Source organism: Streptomyces sp. NPDC031466 (assembly GCF_055581265.1).
Genome location: NZ_JBVIJT010000002.1, coordinates 178,058 through 194,703, shown reverse-complemented (window position 1 = coordinate 194,703; position 16,646 = coordinate 178,058). Strand labels below are relative to the sequence as shown.

At 71.9% G+C, this 16,646-nt stretch carries 13 protein-coding genes, 1 other RNA gene and 1 pseudogene; 6 read left to right on the top strand and 9 right to left on the bottom strand.

The genetic code is table 11. The features are described from left to right. Positions 1-28: 28 nt before the first annotated feature. Positions 29-1,603: an FG-GAP repeat protein gene (locus tag ACZ5GP_RS03765; RefSeq protein WP_468749230.1), complete on the bottom strand. Its 1,575-nt coding sequence runs from the start codon at positions 1,601-1,603 to the stop codon at positions 29-31. Between the two features lie 403 nt (positions 1,604-2,006). Here ACZ5GP_RS03765 and ACZ5GP_RS03760 point away from each other — a divergent pair, with 403 nt between their 5' ends. Both ACZ5GP_RS03760 and ACZ5GP_RS03755 read left to right on the top strand, forming a co-directional pair. Further along, positions 2,007-2,903: an alpha/beta fold hydrolase gene (locus ACZ5GP_RS03760; RefSeq protein ID WP_468749229.1), complete on the top strand. Its 897-nt coding sequence runs from the start codon at positions 2,007-2,009 to the stop codon at positions 2,901-2,903. Positions 2,904-2,999: 96 nt separating this feature from the next. Beyond that, a complete protein-coding gene (locus ACZ5GP_RS03755; protein ID WP_468749228.1) occupies positions 3,000-4,745 on the top strand; it encodes a stealth conserved region 3 domain-containing protein in 1,746 nt (581 codons plus the stop codon). Positions 4,746-4,752: 7 nt separating this feature from the next. Here ACZ5GP_RS03755 and ACZ5GP_RS03750 read toward each other — a convergent pair whose 3' ends face one another. Beyond that, entirely contained in the window at positions 4,753-5,109 is a 357-nt protein-coding gene (locus ACZ5GP_RS03750) for a hypothetical protein (RefSeq protein ID WP_358579888.1), read from the bottom strand. 348 nt (positions 5,110-5,457) lie between these two features. Between ACZ5GP_RS03750 and tgmC the strand changes: the two genes are divergently transcribed. Then, a complete protein-coding gene (gene tgmC / locus ACZ5GP_RS03745) occupies positions 5,458-6,447 on the top strand; it encodes an ATP-grasp peptide maturase system methyltransferase (protein ID WP_468749227.1) in 990 nt (329 codons plus the stop codon). 84 nt (positions 6,448-6,531) lie between these two features. Here tgmC and rnpB read toward each other — a convergent pair. From rnpB to ACZ5GP_RS03725, 4 genes and pseudogenes are all read right to left on the bottom strand, one after another. After that, positions 6,532-6,935: RNase P RNA component class A (rnpB, locus tag ACZ5GP_RS03740), an RNA gene on the bottom strand. 118 nt (positions 6,936-7,053) lie between these two features. Next, positions 7,054-7,836: pseudogene (locus ACZ5GP_RS03735) on the bottom strand (DMT family transporter); the annotation flags it as partial. After that, on the bottom strand, positions 7,833-8,726 hold the full coding sequence (locus ACZ5GP_RS03730; protein WP_468749226.1) for an AraC family transcriptional regulator: 894 nt from the start codon (positions 8,724-8,726) through the stop codon (positions 7,833-7,835). The gene ACZ5GP_RS03730 and the pseudogene ACZ5GP_RS03735, both read right to left, overlap by 4 nt. Before the next feature lie 185 nt (positions 8,727-8,911). Continuing rightward, positions 8,912-10,354, bottom strand: coding sequence for an RNB domain-containing ribonuclease (locus tag ACZ5GP_RS03725; protein ID WP_468749225.1), 1,443 nt, complete (start codon positions 10,352-10,354; stop codon positions 8,912-8,914). A gap of 229 nt (positions 10,355-10,583) precedes the next feature. Between ACZ5GP_RS03725 and yaaA the strand changes: the two genes are divergently transcribed. Next, entirely contained in the window at positions 10,584-11,384 is an 801-nt protein-coding gene (gene yaaA / locus ACZ5GP_RS03720; RefSeq protein ID WP_468749224.1) for a peroxide stress protein YaaA, read from the top strand. A 103-nt stretch (positions 11,385-11,487) separates the two neighbouring features. Further along, positions 11,488-12,126: a bifunctional 4-hydroxy-2-oxoglutarate aldolase/2-dehydro-3-deoxy-phosphogluconate aldolase gene (gene eda / locus ACZ5GP_RS03715; RefSeq protein WP_468749223.1), complete on the top strand. Its 639-nt coding sequence runs from the start codon at positions 11,488-11,490 to the stop codon at positions 12,124-12,126. A gap of 5 nt (positions 12,127-12,131) precedes the next feature. Here the strand turns inward: eda and ACZ5GP_RS03710 are convergent, their stop codons facing one another. The 3 genes from ACZ5GP_RS03710 to ACZ5GP_RS03700 are packed head-to-tail and all read right to left on the bottom strand — an operon-like array spanning position 12,132 to position 15,370. After that, a complete protein-coding gene (locus ACZ5GP_RS03710) occupies positions 12,132-13,754 on the bottom strand; it encodes a bifunctional RNase H/acid phosphatase (RefSeq protein ID WP_468749222.1) in 1,623 nt (540 codons plus the stop codon). A 12-nt stretch (positions 13,755-13,766) separates the two neighbouring features. Next, complete coding sequence (locus ACZ5GP_RS03705) at positions 13,767-14,510, bottom strand: zinc ribbon domain-containing protein (protein WP_468749675.1); 744 nt, start codon at positions 14,508-14,510, stop codon at positions 13,767-13,769. After that, complete coding sequence (locus tag ACZ5GP_RS03700; RefSeq protein ID WP_468749221.1) at positions 14,507-15,370, bottom strand: Nif3-like dinuclear metal center hexameric protein; 864 nt, start codon at positions 15,368-15,370, stop codon at positions 14,507-14,509. The genes ACZ5GP_RS03705 and ACZ5GP_RS03700 overlap by 4 nt, the downstream gene beginning before the upstream one ends. Positions 15,371-15,575: 205 nt before the next feature. Here ACZ5GP_RS03700 and ACZ5GP_RS03695 point away from each other — a divergent pair, with 205 nt between their 5' ends. Then, complete coding sequence (locus ACZ5GP_RS03695; RefSeq protein ID WP_468749220.1) at positions 15,576-16,634, top strand: hypothetical protein; 1,059 nt, start codon at positions 15,576-15,578, stop codon at positions 16,632-16,634. Positions 16,635-16,646 lie beyond the last annotated feature (12 nt).

Below are 16,646 nucleotides of genomic sequence, written 5' to 3'. Positions count from 1 at the left end.
GTCCGCTTCCTTCTGGCCATGTCGCCGGTCACCCGACCACGCCGAAGGACGTCCCGGCGTCGGGTATCCCGCCCGCGCCCGGCTTCAGGGTGGTGGTCCCCTCGGTGGTGGAACCGGTGATGTCCGTCCACGGGATGACGTAGAGGACACCCCTGGGCGTCCCCGACTCCTTGCTGTAGGGCACGCCGACGTAGAGGTTGACGCCGCCCGAAGTCAGGCTGATGCCGGTGTAGTCGCGGGACGTCGCCGTGCCGGGCAGGACACTCCCGCTCGGGGCCCGCGTGATGACCTTGTCGTTCGCGCCGATCGACGTGTCGAGGGGGCGCAGGATGTGCACGGCTCCGGCGTCCGCGACTCCCTTGACGTCACGACCCGGGACACCGACCGCGAGCCGGATGGTGGCGTCGCTGCTCACCACCGAGGTGTCGGTGTTGGCGAGGGCCACGCGCTGACCGAAGAAGTCACCCTCGGTGGGCAGGCCTTCGACCCCGTCGCTCGAGGCGTCGACCGCCGCGATCTGGGTGTAGGCGCCGGACGGCTTGATCCGGACCACGGTCAGGGCGCCCGAGTTGGTCACCGAGCCGACGGCCTCGCCCGGGGTGCCGATCGCCAGGAGGGCGTCGGAGTTGTACGTCTGGTCGGCGGGGCGAAAGTTCGTCATGTCGATCGACGCGCCGAACTGGTCGTTCGCCTCCGCCGTTCCGTCGAGGCCCTCGTTCGCCGCTCCCTGGTCGAGACCGGCCAGGGGGGTGGGTATGCCACCGGTGAGGGTGTGGTTGAACACCGTCACCGCCCCGGCGAACGGGGTGTCGGTGCCGATGGTCTCGCCCGGCGCGCCCACCGCGAAGTACCGGTTCGTGCCGGTCAGCGAGTAGCCGAAGCGGTCGTGGGCCTCGACGATGCCCGGGACACCCGGGTCGTCCTCGTTGACGGTCGTCTTGACGGCGCCCTGCATGTAGTGGACGCAACCGGCGTCGGCGAATTCCTTGCCTTCGGCGGTGACGTTCTCCCCCGGCGCCCCGATGACCAGGTAGGGGGCGCCGGCCGAGGTGGTGCCCGACTGCAGGGCGAACCCGAAGCGGTCGTACTCCTCCGTCACGGTGCTCGCATCGAACTGGGTCTGCGTATAGCTCTCGATCGCCGAACCGGCGCCGATGCCGGCGGGGGTGCCGTGCACGACGTAGACCGCACCCGCGTCGTGGAGGTCCGCGCCGTCCTTCGTCACGTCCTCGTAGGGCGCGCTGATCACGAGGTCGGTGCAGCCGTCCCCGTCGGCGTCATAGGCCGCGCGTGCGGCTCCGAACTGGTCACCGCGCTCAGGGACCGCGTTCATCCCGCTGGTCGCCTGTGAGATCTCGGAAACGCCCTTGCCGCCGCCGAGCACCACGCGTACCAGGCCGGCCCGCACCGACTCGGCCACGGTCGCCTGCGGATCGGCCACCACCGTGTCCGTGATGCCGTCGCCGTTGAAATCCGTCGCGGTTCCCCCGGTGCATGCGGCGGCTGCCACGGCCTGCTGCCCCTGTGGAACCGGTCCCCCGGCCACCACGAAGACGGCTGCCGCCATCGCCACCAACCCGGCCCCGCTCATGCGCCTACGCATGAGTCATCCCCCCACCCCTCCGTATGCCGTTTTCCGCCTCGTCGATGATTGCGGCGTGAAACTTACAATTCTTAATCGCGCATCAACTCGGCGGGCGCAAAGGTAATTGCCGCGACAGCCCGCATGTCAAGACCATGCCCGTTTTATGGCAGAGAAATAGATCCAAGCTCCCCACGGAAGCTGATTGACGCCTTCTCCTGAAGTTCCAGGCAAGTCGGACATACAGAGAGGTGCTTGCTTGACGAGGTGTCAACAGGCCCTTCATAATTTCTTCACCTCGAACACGCGGATCGTTCGGGGAGCCGACACACCGCTCCACGAAAAGACTGCGCCACTAGGTGAACAAATCGGCACATCAGACGCATGTCCGGATGCCGGTGGCACCAGAGGGAGAGAAGTTTTCGTGCAGCGGATCTTGGCGTGCCTGACGGCCTGCGCGGTTCTCGCCGTCGGCTTCCTGAATGTGGGGACACCGGTCAGCGCGGCCGCCGCCGGACGCAACGAGTCGACCTACTCATACGGCTCGCACGCCAGGCAGAAACTGGACGCTTTCTGGAATGCCGCCGACTCCAAGCGGCCGGGAATCGTCATCCTCCATGGCGGGTACTGGTACGAGGATTCCGGCTGGACGACCTGGTCCCGGTACTTCGCCGACAAAGGCATGGCTGTCTTCTCGGTCGACTACCGGCTGAATTTCGATGCCGCCTGGCCCGCACAGCGCAATGACGCCCTTTCGGCCATTGAATGGATCCGGTCGAACGCGGCGAAGTTCGACCTCGATCCGGAGCGCATCGTGGTCCTCGGCTCCTCCGCGGGTGGTCAGATAGCGACCTCCCTCGCGACGTACGGCGCGGGCGGGGACCGGATCAAGGGGGTCGTCGCGCTCTCCCCCGTGGCCTCGCCCTACCGCGCCTGGAACGACGGCAACCGCGACGACAGTACGGCCAAGGAACGCAAGGTCCGGGACAATGCCGCGATCCTTGCCCGCTGCTTCCCCGACCCGGCCGACACCGACACCGCGCTGCACGCGAGCTGCTGGGACACATGGAAGGACATGGTCGTCAAGAACCGTGCCTCCGGCGCGGACGACGCCTCCATGTACCTCATCCACTCGGAGGGCGACTTCGTCCCCGTCCAGCACTCCCTGGACCTCGAAGCGGCCGAGGAAGCCGATCACGACATGCCGGCGGACAGGGTGACTGTCGAGACGGTCGCGGGCAGCACCGCGCACGGCGGCGGGCTCCTGGACACCGCGGGCATGCCGGAGAAGATCCTCGCGTGGATCAAGGCCCGCACCTGACGGGAAGCCCGTCGCCGCAACACGAACACGACAACTGACCACGACGACGGATCCCGTGGCCCCGCCCCGGGGCCGACCAGGTAGGAACGAACCCCCATGCCGTTACGCACGAAGAGACTCACCGCACGCCTGCTGCCCGCCCGGGTCCGCGCGGAACGAGCACGGCAGAACACCATCGATCAAGCCGCGGACGCGGAAAGCGAGCGGCAGGAGAAGATCGCGGCGCGACGGCGCGTGCTTCTGCGGTCGCATCCCGACGTCCAGGAGATCCGCTTCGAGGAGCGCACGTACTACGGCCGCACCGTCGACCGCTTCACGGCCGCCGGGGCGTCCGCCCACAACCTCGACCTCGTGGTCGGCGCCCTGGAGCGTACGGGCGTCGACTACTTCCTGGCACCTGGCCGCTCGCACACCCGCCACGTCGTCGCGATCAACCTCGCGGACCGCAAGAAGTTGCTGGACGCACTGCGTGCGATGTACGGGGCGACCGCCCTGTACGCCCTGAAGCCCGGCGGCGCCCCCCTGCCGGCCGACGCCGTGCTGTACGCGGACGGCTCACTGCCCACCGCCCTGAAGCGGCAGGACGTCATCCGCTTCGGGGAGATTCTGCTCGGCCCGTCCGGCCAGGTGCTCGCCGACCTGACCTACGGGTGCGACGTCGAGTTCTGGCAGGACGGAGGCCGACTGCTCGACGACGAACGGGCCGCCGCACACCTCGACGCCCTGCGCACCCAGGCGCCGCCCGCCGTACTCGGCGACGCGCTCGTCGCCCCTCGTCCGAACTCCGTGACCGACACGCTTCCGCGCCAGGCCCGGGTGCCCGCCCGCCGCACCATCGGGGACCGCGACTACCCGACCTACGAGGCCTTCTCCCATCCCCGCGTGGACACCGTGGACTTCCCCGTCGACCTCGTCTACACCTGGGTGGACGGTGAGGACGCGGCGTTGAGGGCCCGCCGCGAGCGCTACCGGGGCGGCGGGCGGACGGCCCTCATCCACGCGCGCGAGACCGGCGCCTCCCGCTACACCAGCCGCGACGAACTCAAGTACTCCTTGCGCTCGGCCGAGATGTACGCGCCGTTCGTCCGGAACATCTACGTCGTGACCGACGGGCAGACGCCGGCGTGGCTCGACACGAACGCGCCGGGCATCCGGATCGTGGACCACAAGGAGATCTTCACCGACCCGGACGTGCTCCCCGTCTTCAACTCGCACGCCATCGAGACCCAGCTCCACCACATACCGGGCCTCTCCGAGCACTACCTCTATCTGAACGACGACTTCTTCTGCGTCCGCCCGGTCACCGCGGGGCACTTCTTCCACGGCAACGGCATCGCCAAGCTCCCCTTCTCCTCCTTCCAACTCGGCCTGGGCACCCCGCACCCGGATGAACCGGCACCCAACTCCGCGGGGAAGAACGTACGAAGACTCCTCCTCGACGCCCACAGCCGCCTCACGGTGAGCAAGTTCAAACACGCCCCACAGCCGCAGCTCCGGTCCGTGATGGCGGAGTTGGAGGAGACGTACGCGGAGGAGGTGACGCGCACGAGCCGCAGCCGCTTCCGCTCCGTCGAGGACATCGCGATGACCACCGCCCTGCACCACCACCACGCGTATCTCACCGGGCGGGCCGTGCCCGGCAAGTACCGGCAGCGTTACATCGACATCGGGAAGACGGACGTACGGAAGGCCCTCGCGGAGTTCGGCCCCGGGCACAAGTACGACTTCCTGTGCCTCAACGACGTCAACACTCCGGCGGCCGACCAGGAACGGGTCACGGCGGAGCTGGGCGCGTTCCTCGACACCTGCTTCCCCTTCGCCAGCCGGTGGGAGCGGGCGTAGGTCCCGCTCAGGCGGTCACGGTGAACTCGCCGATCTTCCTCATGTCGCTGCCCTTGACCGACATGATCCAGAAGTTGATCTTCTTGCCTTCCTTGACCGAGTAGTCACACGTCTTGCTGCTTCGGCCCTTGGTGCTGCAGAAGGGCGTGAGGTTCTTGTTGGTGCCCACGTACTGGCCCATGGCGTAGATGTACCGGTGGTCGCTCTTGGTGTCCTTGACCTTGAGGACTTCGCCCTTGGCGGCCCAGGAGACCTTGGCACCGGGGTACTCGTACGTCGCGGCCTGGGCTCCCCCGGCGGAGAGACCCACCATGGCCACGGCCAGAGCGCCGGCGGCCAGGGGCATCGTCAGGTGCTTCTTCAACTGTGTTCCTTCGCTCGTTGTCCCATGGCAGATGGCCAAAAGCCGACGCAACTCTCCCATGCGCCTGGAGACTGAAGACGTCCAGGTACGCGCAAACGGCGCTTCGCGAGACGGCGTTGGGGCCCGGTTCGGTCACACTTGCCCGCGCGGAGACGGCCGCCGCAGAGATCGGCCCCGTGCGGCTCCCGCCGGTACTGGATCGGCCCGGACGGGGACATCGTCGCTCCTGAGATTCAGACGGTCTCTTCGATGCGCTCGAAGATGTCCGCGTCCGTCTCCCGCTGCCAGACCGGCAGATCGGACCAGTCGGCAACATATCCGGGCTTCGGGTCCTCGAAGTGCCTGAACATGGCTTCGGAGGAGTGGCTGAAGATCGCGTACAGCGTCGACACGCTCACCACCCAACTCGACGGCCACCTCACCGCCGACCAGGCAGGCGAGCCCGTCGTGGGCGTACCCACGTCCTCCTCGACCGACCCGGCCACCGTCGTGGGAATGATCGAGGCCCTGGACCTTGCGACGGGCCACCGGGGGCTGGAGATCGGCACAGGCACCGGCTACTCCGCAGCCCTGATGTGCCACTACCTCGGCGAGGACAACGTCACCACGATCGAGGTCGACGCACAGGTGGCGGCACGCGCAGATGCCGCACTCGAAGCCGTCGGCTTCTCGACGTGGACGGTGACGGGCGACGGGCTCCTCGGCCACCCGTATCGAGCACCGTACGACCGCGTCATCGCCACCTGCGCGGTCCGCCGCGTCCCCTACGCCTGGATCCGGCAGACGAGGGCCGGAGGCATCATCCTCGGCACGATCGGCTCGTGGCCGTGGGGAACGGGCCTGGCGAAACTCACCGTCGGCGACGACGGCACCGCCGAGGGCGCGATCGTGGGGCGCTCCTCCTTCATGCAGGCACGGGCCCAGGCAGTCGCCCCCATGGCGGGCGACCTCTCCGCCCGGACCGCGTACGCGGACAGCGAGCGGCACGTTCGAGTGTCCCCTCTCGTCCTGGAGGAGTGGATGCCCGCCTTTCTCTCTCAGTTGGCCGCGCCCGGGGCTCAGTTCGTCCGCGCGACGAACGGTGACGGCTCACCCTTGCTGTATCTGTTCGATCCAGAAAGGGAGTCATTCGCCGAGTTCCTCGTCGACAGCGAGAGCTGGATCGTCCGTCAAGGCGGCCCGGTGGCACTGTGGGACGACGTGGAACGTTCTCTCGTCGCCTGGCAGGACGCCGGGGGGCCGGAGATCGACTCCGTACGGCTCCGCGTGACGCCGGCGTCCCACCGGTACTGGATCGACCGGGCCCCTTCCTTGCGCTGGGAGCACCGGGTCATCTGACCCCCACGCTCCAGGCATGGACGACGAGCCGCAACGAGAAAAGGCCACTGCCCTGCGATATCGCAGGGCAGAAGCCTGGGGCGGCAGACGAGTCGGGCTGTACGCCGGGTTCTGTGCCGCGGGTCCTCGCGGACGTCGCGGCGACGGCCATCCATCTAGGGCCGGCATTACTGCCGGCCTCGTGCGGTCTACCCGCGGACTCGGGCGGGCAGCCCTCAATCGTCCGCGCAGAGACGCCGGGGCGTCTCCTTTTGACCTTGCTCCAGGTGGGGTTTACCTAGCTGCCCAGGTCGCCCTGGGCACTGGTGGTCTCTTACACCACCGTTTCACCCTTACCCGGCACCGAGGCGCCGGGCGGTCTGTTTTCTGTGGCACTGTCCCGCGGGTCACCCCGGGTGGCCGTTAGCCATCACCTTGCCCTGTGGAGCCCGGACGTTCCTCGGGAAGGTCCCCCGAAGGGGTCTTCACGCGGCCGTCCGCCCGGCTCGTCTGCCGTGCCGACCATGTTACCCGCCGTGTCCCCGAGGTGGGCGCCGTGGCCGCCGTCGCCAGGAAGGAGCCCGCCAGGATCAGCGTGAAGGCCGCCACGACGTCCGCCGTCAGCGGCTCGGACAGGAAGGTGACGCCGGCCGCCACCGCCACCGCCGGATTGACGTACGTGAAGACGACCGCCCGGGTCGGGCCCGCCTCCCGGATCAGTTCGAGGAAGACGACGAACGCCAGCGCCGTGCAGATCACGCCGAGGCCCGCCAGGGACGCCAGCGTCGGGGCGTCGGGCAACGTCCCCGGCCAGGTGGCCGCCGCCGCGGGGGCGTAGACCAGGGCCGCCAGGACCAGGCAGGGCGCGATCAGCTGGAGGGTGGGGACCTCGCGGAGGTGGCGGGCCGCGATGAGCGGGGCCACCGCGTAACCCAGCGCGGTGAGCATGACCTCGGTCAGGGACCACGCGTCACCGCCCCTGAGGTGCGGCACGGTCAGCACCGCGACGCCCGCGAGGCCGAGGCCCAGGCCGGTCAGGCGGCGCGGGCCGAGGCGCTCCGTGTCGCCGAAGAAGCGGGCCAGCAGGGCGCCGATGATCGGCACGGCGGCGATGAGCAGCCCCGCCGTGGAGCTGGAGATGCGGCGTTCGGCGTCGGTCAGGGTCCACCACGGGCCGAGGATCTCCACGCAGGCGAAGGCCAGCATGGGGCGCCAGTGCGTCCTCAGTACGCGGAGCAGCCCGCCCTGTCGTACGGCGAAGGGCAGCAGGAGCGCGGCGCCCAGCGCACAGCGGGCGAAGACCACGAAGGACGGGGACAGGTCGCTGTCCACCGCAACTTTGATCATGAAGTACGGGATGCCCCAGAGGACTCCCATGAGCGAGAAGAGGAACCAGCCGCGTGCCGTCATGCGGGCAGTCTCGGCCGCGTCGGCGCTCCCCGTCTTGAACGCTGTTGCGGTCCGACGCTGTCGCGGTACGCCGCCGGGGTCACCCCGAGCACCCTGCGGAACCAGCGCGTCAGATGTGCCTGGTCGGCGAAGCCCACCAGGGCGGCCGCCTCCGCCGGGCGCAGTCCCGCCTCCAGGTGCGCGCGGGCCAGTGTCACGCGGTGCTGGGCGAGCCAGGCGTAGGGCGGCATCCCCGTCGACGTACGGAAGGCGCGCAGGAGTTGGTAGCGGGACAGGCCGAGCGGGGCGGCGAGTTCCGCGAGGGTGGGCGGGGCGAGGAGTTCGTCGGCGAGGCGGTCGCGGACGGCGCGGGTGAGGTGGTCGGCGCCCGGGACGCGGTCGGCGCGGGGGCGCGCGGCGCCGTGTCTGCGGGCGAGGGCGGTGAGCAGCCAGGAGAGCCGGGATTCGGCCTCCAACGGGTCGCCGTGGCCGCCCAGTTCGGTGTGCGCGGCGCGCAGGGCCGCCGCCAGTTCGGGGTCGTCCATGACCGGCTCGGGGAAGTGCGGGGTGGTCGCGGTGCCCTCGGTGAGGAGGGACGGGGCGGGGTACATGGCCCGGTACGCGTAGCCGCCGCTCGCGCCGGGGCCGCCGGTGTGCACCTCGCCGGGGGCGAGGACGACGATGGTGCCGGGTCCGACGTGCAGCTGTCCGCCCCGGTAGTCGATGATCTCGGTTCCGCCGACGCAGACGCCGACGGTGAACTCCGCGTGGTAGTGCGGGGCGTAGCGGTGCCGGTCGAAGCGCGCGGTCAGCAGGTCGAGGCTCTCGCCGCCCGGTCCGAGGGGCGCTCTGGCCCACTGCGCCTGTTCGCGTGGGCGGCCCGCCCGTGCCGTCGTCGTCCGCTCGTTCATGTGCCGCCCGCTCCCCCGTGCCGCTCCGCGCGGGCCGACGCCCGCGGGACCTCGACCTCCTTACGGGCGACAACGCCCGCGCGCCCTGCTTCCATGCCGCACCCGCCGGGGTCGGCACCCCCGGGCCGGGACCTCCGGGACATCCGTGAACGCCGTCTCGCGGATCGCGGCGGTCCCCTTCCGCGTCAGGCCGGGGTGAACCGTACCTTCGACGTCGCCGGGTCGGCCTGGGTGAGCCGTACGCGCAGCTGCTCGCCCAGGGGGAGTTCCGTGGGGCCGCCCTCGACGCGGGCCACGATCGCCGGATCGGTCAGCTGCACGGTGCCGACGGCCGGCTGGTGCTCCTTGACGTCCACCACCACCGCGTCGAAGACCTCCCCCACCCGGTCCTTGAGCAGGGCGGCCTCCACGATGTCCACGCACTCGCGCTCCACGGTGTTGCCGCGGCGGGCGCCGTCCGCCATCTCCTTGGGCAGCTCGTCCAGGGCGGCGAGCACCCACTGCGGGACCCCCGCGTCCGCGCAGGCCGCGAGGCACAGCTCGGAGGCGTAGCGGTCCACCAGGCGGCGCAGCGGGGCCGTGCAGTGCGTATAGGGGGCGGCGACGGCGGCGTGCAGGGTGTGCTCGGGGAGTGCGCCGCCGCGGAACGCGGTGTAGCCCGCGCCGCGCAGCAGCGTCGTGCACTCCTGGAGGAACGCGGCGTGGTGGGGGTGCCGGGGGTCGAGGGAGCGGACGAGTTCCGCGTAGGGGACGTGGTGCGGCCAGTCGATGCGCAGGGCCTTGGCGGTGCGGCGCAGACGCCCGACGGCGCCGTCGGGGGCAGTGGGCAGGGTGCGCAGGATGCCCGTACCGGAGTCGATCATCAGCTGGGCGGCGGCCATGCCGGTGAGCAGGGAGATCTGGGCGTTCCAGCCGTCGGCGGGCAGCGGGGCGCGGTAGGCGAGTTCGTACGCTCCGGCGCGCTCGACGATCTCCTGTTCGGGCACGTTGAGGGAGATGCCGCCGCGCTCGACCTCCAGGCGCTCGCGCAGGGTCCCGATGTCCCGCAGCAGGGCGAGCGGCTCCTCCGCGGTGCCGTCGTCGATGGCCCGCTGCACGCCCGCGTAGTCCAGTTTCGCCCGGCTGCGTACGAGGGCACGGCGTACGTCGGTGTGGGTGGCGCGGCCGTCCGCGTCGAGGTCGATCGTCCACAGGACGGCCGGGCAGGTCTGGCCGGGCAGCAGGCTGGCAGCGCCCTCGCTGAGGGCCGCGGGGTGCAACGGGACCTTCTCGTCGGGGAAGTAGAGCGTCGTGACGCGGCGGTGCGCCTCGGCGTCGGTCGGGCCGCCGGGTGTGACGTAGGCGGCGACGTCGGCGATCGCGTACCGCACCCGGAAGCCGCCGCTCCCGCGCCGCGCGAGGTGCATGGCCTGGTCCAGGTCGACGGAGGCGGGCGGGTCGATGGTGAACAGGGGGATGTCCGTGGCGTCGCGGTCCGGGAGCCGGGGTGCGGCGGCGGCCTGTTCCGCCTCGGCGAGGACGTCGGCCGGGAAGGCGTCGGGCACGTCGAGTGCCGTACGCAGTTCGCGCAGCGCGGCCCGCAACGGAGCCTCCGCTGCGCCGGTCACATGGAGCTGGCGGCGGGGCATGCCCCGAGCGTAGGGCGCCACGGACGGCTCGGCACCCCGTGCGGGCGGTCCGGTTCACGTGGGCGGGGCGGGCATCCCGGCTTGTGTGGGGGTGGCCGGGACCTGCCAGGCGCTCCGGCTCACGCGGCCCCGGCGAGGCCCCCCGCCCGCGCGGACCCGGCAGGCGCTCGTGCCCCCGTAACCTTTTACGCGTCCCCCGTCACCCTCGTACCGCTCAAGGAGTCCGATCGTGCTCGTCCTGCTGCCGCCGTCCGAAGGCAAGGCCTCTTCGGGGCGGGGCGCCCCGCTCAAGTTCGAGGCCCTGTCGTTGCCGGGGCTCGCGGAGGCGCGTCGGGCGGTGTTCGACGAGCTGGTCGAGCTGTGCGCCGCCGACGAGGAGAAGGCGCGGGACGTGCTCGGGCTGAGCGAGGGGCTGCGGGGCGAGGTCGCCAAGAACGCCGGGCTGCGCACGGCGGGGGCGCGTCCCGCCGGGGAGATCTACACCGGCGTGCTGTACGACGCGCTGGACCTCGCCTCTCTGGACGCCGCCGCCAAGCGCCGCGCCGCCCGTTCCCTGCTCGTCTTCTCGGGGCTGTGGGGTGCCGTCGGCGTCAGCGACAAGATCCCCTCCTACCGCTGCTCGATGGGCGTGAAACTGCCGGGCCTCGGCGCCCTCGGCGCGTACTGGCGTGCGCCGATGGCCGACGTCATGCCCGAGGCGGCGGGCGACGGGCTCGTACTGGACCTGCGGTCGTCGGCGTACGCGGCGGCGTGGAAGCCGAAGGGCGAGGTGGCCGGGCGGACCGCGACCGTGCGGGTGCTGCACGCGCAGCTGGTCGACGGGGTGGAGAAGCGGTCCGTGGTCTCCCACTTCAACAAGGCCACGAAGGGCCGGATCGTACGGTCCCTGCTGGCGACCGGCGCGCAGCCGAAGGACCCGGCGGAACTGGTCGAGGTGCTGCGGGAGCTGGGGCACGTGGTGGAGGCACAGGCGCCGGCGAGGGCGGGGAAGCCCTGGGCGTTGGATGTGGTGGTGCGGGACATCCACTGAGGCCGGCCCCCGGACGCCCGGCGTCGGGCGTCGGGCGTCGGGCGTGTTGCAGCATGCGCAACGGGCTTTGCGCATGTTGTGGAACCCGGGGCAGGATTCCGGCATGCCGTTTGCGAAGCCCTCTGTCCTCGATCTCGCTCCCGTCGTGCCCGTGGTCGTCGTCGACGATCTCGATGACGCCGTGCCGATGGCACGGGCCCTGGTGGCCGGCGGGCTGCCCGCGATCGAGGTGACGCTGCGGACGCCCGTCGCGCTCGACGCGATCCGGGCCATCGCCGCCGAGGTGCCGGACGCGGTCGTCGGCGCCGGGACCGTGATCGGCGCGCGGAACGTGGCCGACGCCACGGCGGCCGGTGCCCGCTTCCTCGTCAGTCCGGGCTGGACGGACACGCTGCTGGAGGCCATGCGGGGGTCGGCGGTGCCGTTCCTGCCCGGGGTCTCCACGACCTCGGAGGTCGTGGCGCTGCTCGAACGCGGCGTCACGGAGATGAAGTTCTTCCCCGCGGCGGCGGCCGGCGGCACCGCCTATCTGAAGTCCCTCGGCGGCCCGCTCCCCCAGGCCCGCTTCTGCCCGACCGGCGGCATCACGGCGGGCACCGCGCCCTCGTACCTCGCGCTGGGCAACGTCGGCTGCGTGGGCGGCAGTTGGATGCTCCCCGCCGACGCCGTCGCCGCGCGGGACTGGGCCCGCGTCACGTCCCTGGCGCGCGAGGCCGCCGCCCTGCGCCGAGCCCGGCCGTGAGAGGGCTAGCGCAGGTGCGAGGTGTCGTTCAGGAGGCGCAGCGAGGCGTTGCCGTCGGCGTAGTACGCCACCGCGGACACCGAGGCCGCCGCGAGTTCCATGCGGAAGAGGGACTCCGGCGGGGCGCCGAGCGCGAGGCGCACCAGCGTCTTGATGGGCGTGACGTGGGTGACGAGCAGGACGGTGCGGCCCGCGTACGCCTTGGTCAGCCGGTCGCGTGCGGCCGCGACCCGGTGGGCGACCGCCGCGAACGACTCGCCGCCCGGCGGCGCCGCCTCCGGTGAGGCCAGCCAGGCGGTCAGCTGCTCGGGGTCCCGCTCGCGCACCTCGCCGAAGGTCAGCCCCTCCCACGCACCGAAGTCCGTCTCGCGCAGGCCCTCCTCGATACGGACGTCGAGTCCGAGGCGGGCGGCAACGGTGTGGGCGGTCTCCTGGCAGCGTCTGAGGGGCGAGGAGACGACGGCCTGGATGGTGCCGCGCGCGGCGAAGGCGGCCGCGGCGCGGCGCGCCTGCTCGCGCCCCACGTCCGACAGGGACGGGTCGGAGCCGCCGCTGCCGGAGAACCGCTTCTGGGGCGTGAGCGCGGTCTCGCCGTGCCGCAGCAGTACGAAGGTGGCGGGCGCCCCGAGGTCGGCGGGGGCCGCCCAGCCGACGGGCGGTGTCCGCGCGGCACTGCTCGCCGCCCGCCGATCGGCCCTCTCCCCGGCGCCAGCAGGGGTCCCCCCGGCCGCGTCAGCCGCAGCGGTCACGTCGGCCGCATCGGTCGCGCGGGTCGCGCCAGTCACGTCGGTCGCGCCAGCCGCATCGGTCACGTCGGTCACGCCGGTCACGTCAGCCGCGTCGGTCACGTCAGTCGCATCGTTCGCGTCAGCCACGTCGGTCACGCTGGCCCCATCAGGCCGATCAGGCCCGTCAGGCCCCTCGGCCCCGCTGGTCGCGGCCCTTACGTCGGCCGCGACCGTCGCAACGGGCGGAGCCTGCGTCCCGTCCATACGGGAGACGGGCGGAGCCTGCGCCCCGTCCATACGGGAGACGAGCGAGGCCAAGGCCTCGGGGCCGGACGTGCCCGCCCCCCACGCCTCCGCGAGGGCCGCCCGCGCCTTGGCCGCGCCCGCTGCCGCGTCCCCCGGGGGGCCCGACGGCCCGGGCGCCGCGGCTGCCGTCCGCGCGGCGCCGGCGTCGAGGTCCGCCGTGGACGTCGACGGCGACCACCGCTCGCCCCGCTTGCCCGCGTCCATCGCCTCGTTCGCGAGCCGGTCCGCGTGCTTGTTGCGCTCGCGCGGGATCCACTCGTACGTCACCTGGGACGGCGGGAAGACCCGCGCGGCCTCGGCGGCGAGCGGCTTCATGGCGGGGTGCTTGATCTTCCAGCGGCCCGACATCTGCTCGACGACGAGCTTGGAGTCCATGCGGACCCGCACCGAGGCCGCCGGATCCAGCCGGTGGGCCGCCTTCAGGCCGGCCACCAGGCCCTTGTACTCCGCGACGTTGTTCGTCGCGACGCCGATGTACTCCGCGGCCTCCATCAGGGTCTCCCCCGTGGCCGCGTCGATGACCACGGAGCCGTAGCCGGCGGGCCCCGGGTTGCCCCGGGAGCCGCCGTCGGCCTCGACGATGAACTCGCGCACGGCCGGCGGTCCCTACAGGCCGGACTCGGACGTACGGATCAGGATGCGGCGGCAGTTCTCGCAGCGCAGGACGGTGTCCGGGGAGGCCGCCTTCACTTCGTTGACCTCGGTGATGTTGAGCTCCAGGCGGCAGCCCTCGCAGCGCCGCTGGTAGAGCTTGGCCGCGCCGACGCCGCCCTGCTGCCCGCGGAGCTTGTCGTAGAGCTTGAGCAGGTCGGCCGGGATCGAACCCGCCACGACCTCGCGCTCCTTGGTGACCGTCGCGGCCTCGCCGTCCAGCTCCTCGAACGCGGCGTCCCTGCGGCCCGTCGCGTCGTCGATCTTCGACTGGACGGAGGAGACCCGTCCGGTCAGCTCGGCGACCCGCTCCTGCGCGGACTCGCGGCGCTCCATGACCTCCAGGACGACGTCCTCCAGGTCACCCTGGCGCTTGGCGAGGGAGACGATCTCCTTCTGGAGGTTCTCCAGGTCCTTGGGGGAGGTGACCGCGCCGGAGTCCAGGCGCTGCTGGTCGCGGTTGGCGCGCTGGCGGACCTGGTCGACGTCCTGCTCCGCCTTGGTCTGCTCGCGGGCGCAGTCGCTCTCCTCGGTCGTCGCGGCGACGAGCAGGTCGCGCAGCTGCGTCAGGTCCTTGGTCAGCGAGTCGATCTCGTCGTGCTCGGGCAGCGACCTCTTCTTGTGCGCGAGCTGCTGGAGACGCGTGTCCAGGGTCTGGAGGTCGAGAAGGCGGATCTGGTCGGCGGGCGCGGCGTTCAGTTGGGGGCTCCTGTGGATTGAGAGGTGTGCGAGGGGGTGGACGCCGCGTGGGCGGTCCAGGGGTCGGTGACCGTGTGCGAGACGTGGACGCGAAGTCCCCATCCGTTCCGGTCGGAGATCTCGTCGAGCTGGGCTGCGGCCAGCTCGCACCAGGGCCACTCGGTGGCCCAGTGGGCGGCGTCGAGCAGCGCGAGCGGCGTGCGCTCGCGGGCCTCGGACGCCGGGTGGTGGCGCAGGTCGGCGGTGAGGAAGGCGTCCACTCCCGCGGCGCGTACGTCGTCGAAGAGGCTGTCGCCGGAGCCGCCGCTGACCGCGATGGTCCTGATCGGGGTGTCCGGGTCGCCCGCGACGCGGATGCCCTGCGCGGTGGCGGGCAGCCGCTTGGCCGCGTGCTCGGCGAGTTCGGCGAGGGTCAGCGGGTGGTCGAGCTCGCAGATCCTGCCGAGTCCGCGGCGGCCCTGCCGGTCGGCGGGGTCCGGCACGAGGGGGCGTACGACCCGCAGGTCGAGGGCGCCCGCGAGCGCGTCGGAGACGCCGGGGTCGGCGCGGTCGGCGTTGGTGTGCGCGACGTGCAGGGCGATGTCGTGCTTGATGAGGTCGTGGACGACGCGGCCCTTGAAGGTGGACGCCGCGACCGTCGTCGTGCCGCGCAGGTAGAGCGGGTGGTGGGTGACCAGGAGCTGGGCGCCGAGGCGCACCGCCTCGTCGGCGATCTCCTGGACCGGGTCGACGGCGAAGAGGACCCGGGAGACCTCCGCGTCGGGGTCTCCGCAGACCGTGCCGACCGCGTCCCAGCTCTCGGCCAGATCGGCGGGCCACAGGGCGTCGAGGGAGGCGATGACTTCAGACAGACGGGGCACGGGGAAAGGCTACCTTCCCGCCGTGACCGGCAGGTCTCCCGTGACGGACCGTGCCCGGACACCCACGCAGGGGTGGAGTGCACAGCCACCCCCCGCTTCTCAGGCGAACCGGGACATCTCCACCCTTCCGTGTGAAGCGGACGGCCACCCATGCCACGCCAGTGCGGACGAAACTAGCTTCAGGTCCGGAGGTGGCACCGAAACGATGACAGCGGCAACGATCACGGTGGACGGTTCCTACGCGGCGCGGCTCGCCAGGCGGGGCGAATCGTGGTTCCCCGAGCGCTGGACGCTCGACTCCCCCGAGCCCTACGTGGTGCCGCTGGCCGGCCACCAGCCCGAGGAGCCCGGCACCGAAGTGCTGCCGATGTCCGACGGCCGCGTCCTCATCCACCGGCTGGTGGACGGACGGCACGCCTTCGCGCTGCTCTACCCGACGGGCCCGGAGACCGGCGAGGTGCCGCTCGGCTCCGTGGAGTGCCAGGGCACCCTGCGGCTGCTGCCGCCCGCCCCCTGCGGGACCCGCGCCTACGCCCTCGCGGTCGGCGCCCGCTCGACGGACGTCTGGCTGGTGGCGGGCGGCTCGTTCGGGCCCGAGCATGTCGCCGAGGTGCCGGGGCGCTGCTCGGGCGGCGTCTGGCTGGACCGCCCGGGGCGCCTGCTCGCCCTGGACCGGGAGTACGGCGGCAACGTCAAGACGGTGGCGGTCGATCTGGAGCGCGGCGGCGAGGTCTCGCCGCTGCTCCAGATCACCGAGGAGAGCGACGACCGGCTGCTGCTCGCCGACGCCGACAGCGGCCTGCTCCTCATCCGCTCGAACGCGCCGGGCCACGACCGACTGGGCTGGGGCGTGCTGGGCAGCGCCCTGCCGGTGCGCTTCCCGGAATCGCTGCGACTGGCGGACTGCGCGGTGACGCCGTTCGCGATCCAGCCGGGGCAGACGCTCCTGCCCGAGGGCTGCGCGGTGGCGCTGCGGATCGACGGCGCGGCCGGCACCTGGCTCGGCGTCTGGCGGCCCGCCGAACGGCGCCTTCGTCAACTGCGCGCCCCCGAGGGCTGGTTGGCCGGTTCGGGGCGGTGGACGAAGGACGGCGAGCTGCACCTTCCCTTTGCGACGCATGCGGTGCCCTGCGGTGTCGCGCGGCTCCCCGCGCCCGCGCAGGCCCCTCCCGGAGCGACGCGGATCGAGCCGGCACCGCCCACCCCGACCCGGCCCGTCCCGTTGCAGCAGGCACCCCTGACCGGCCGGGTGGCGGCCGGTTAGACTCGCTCGGTT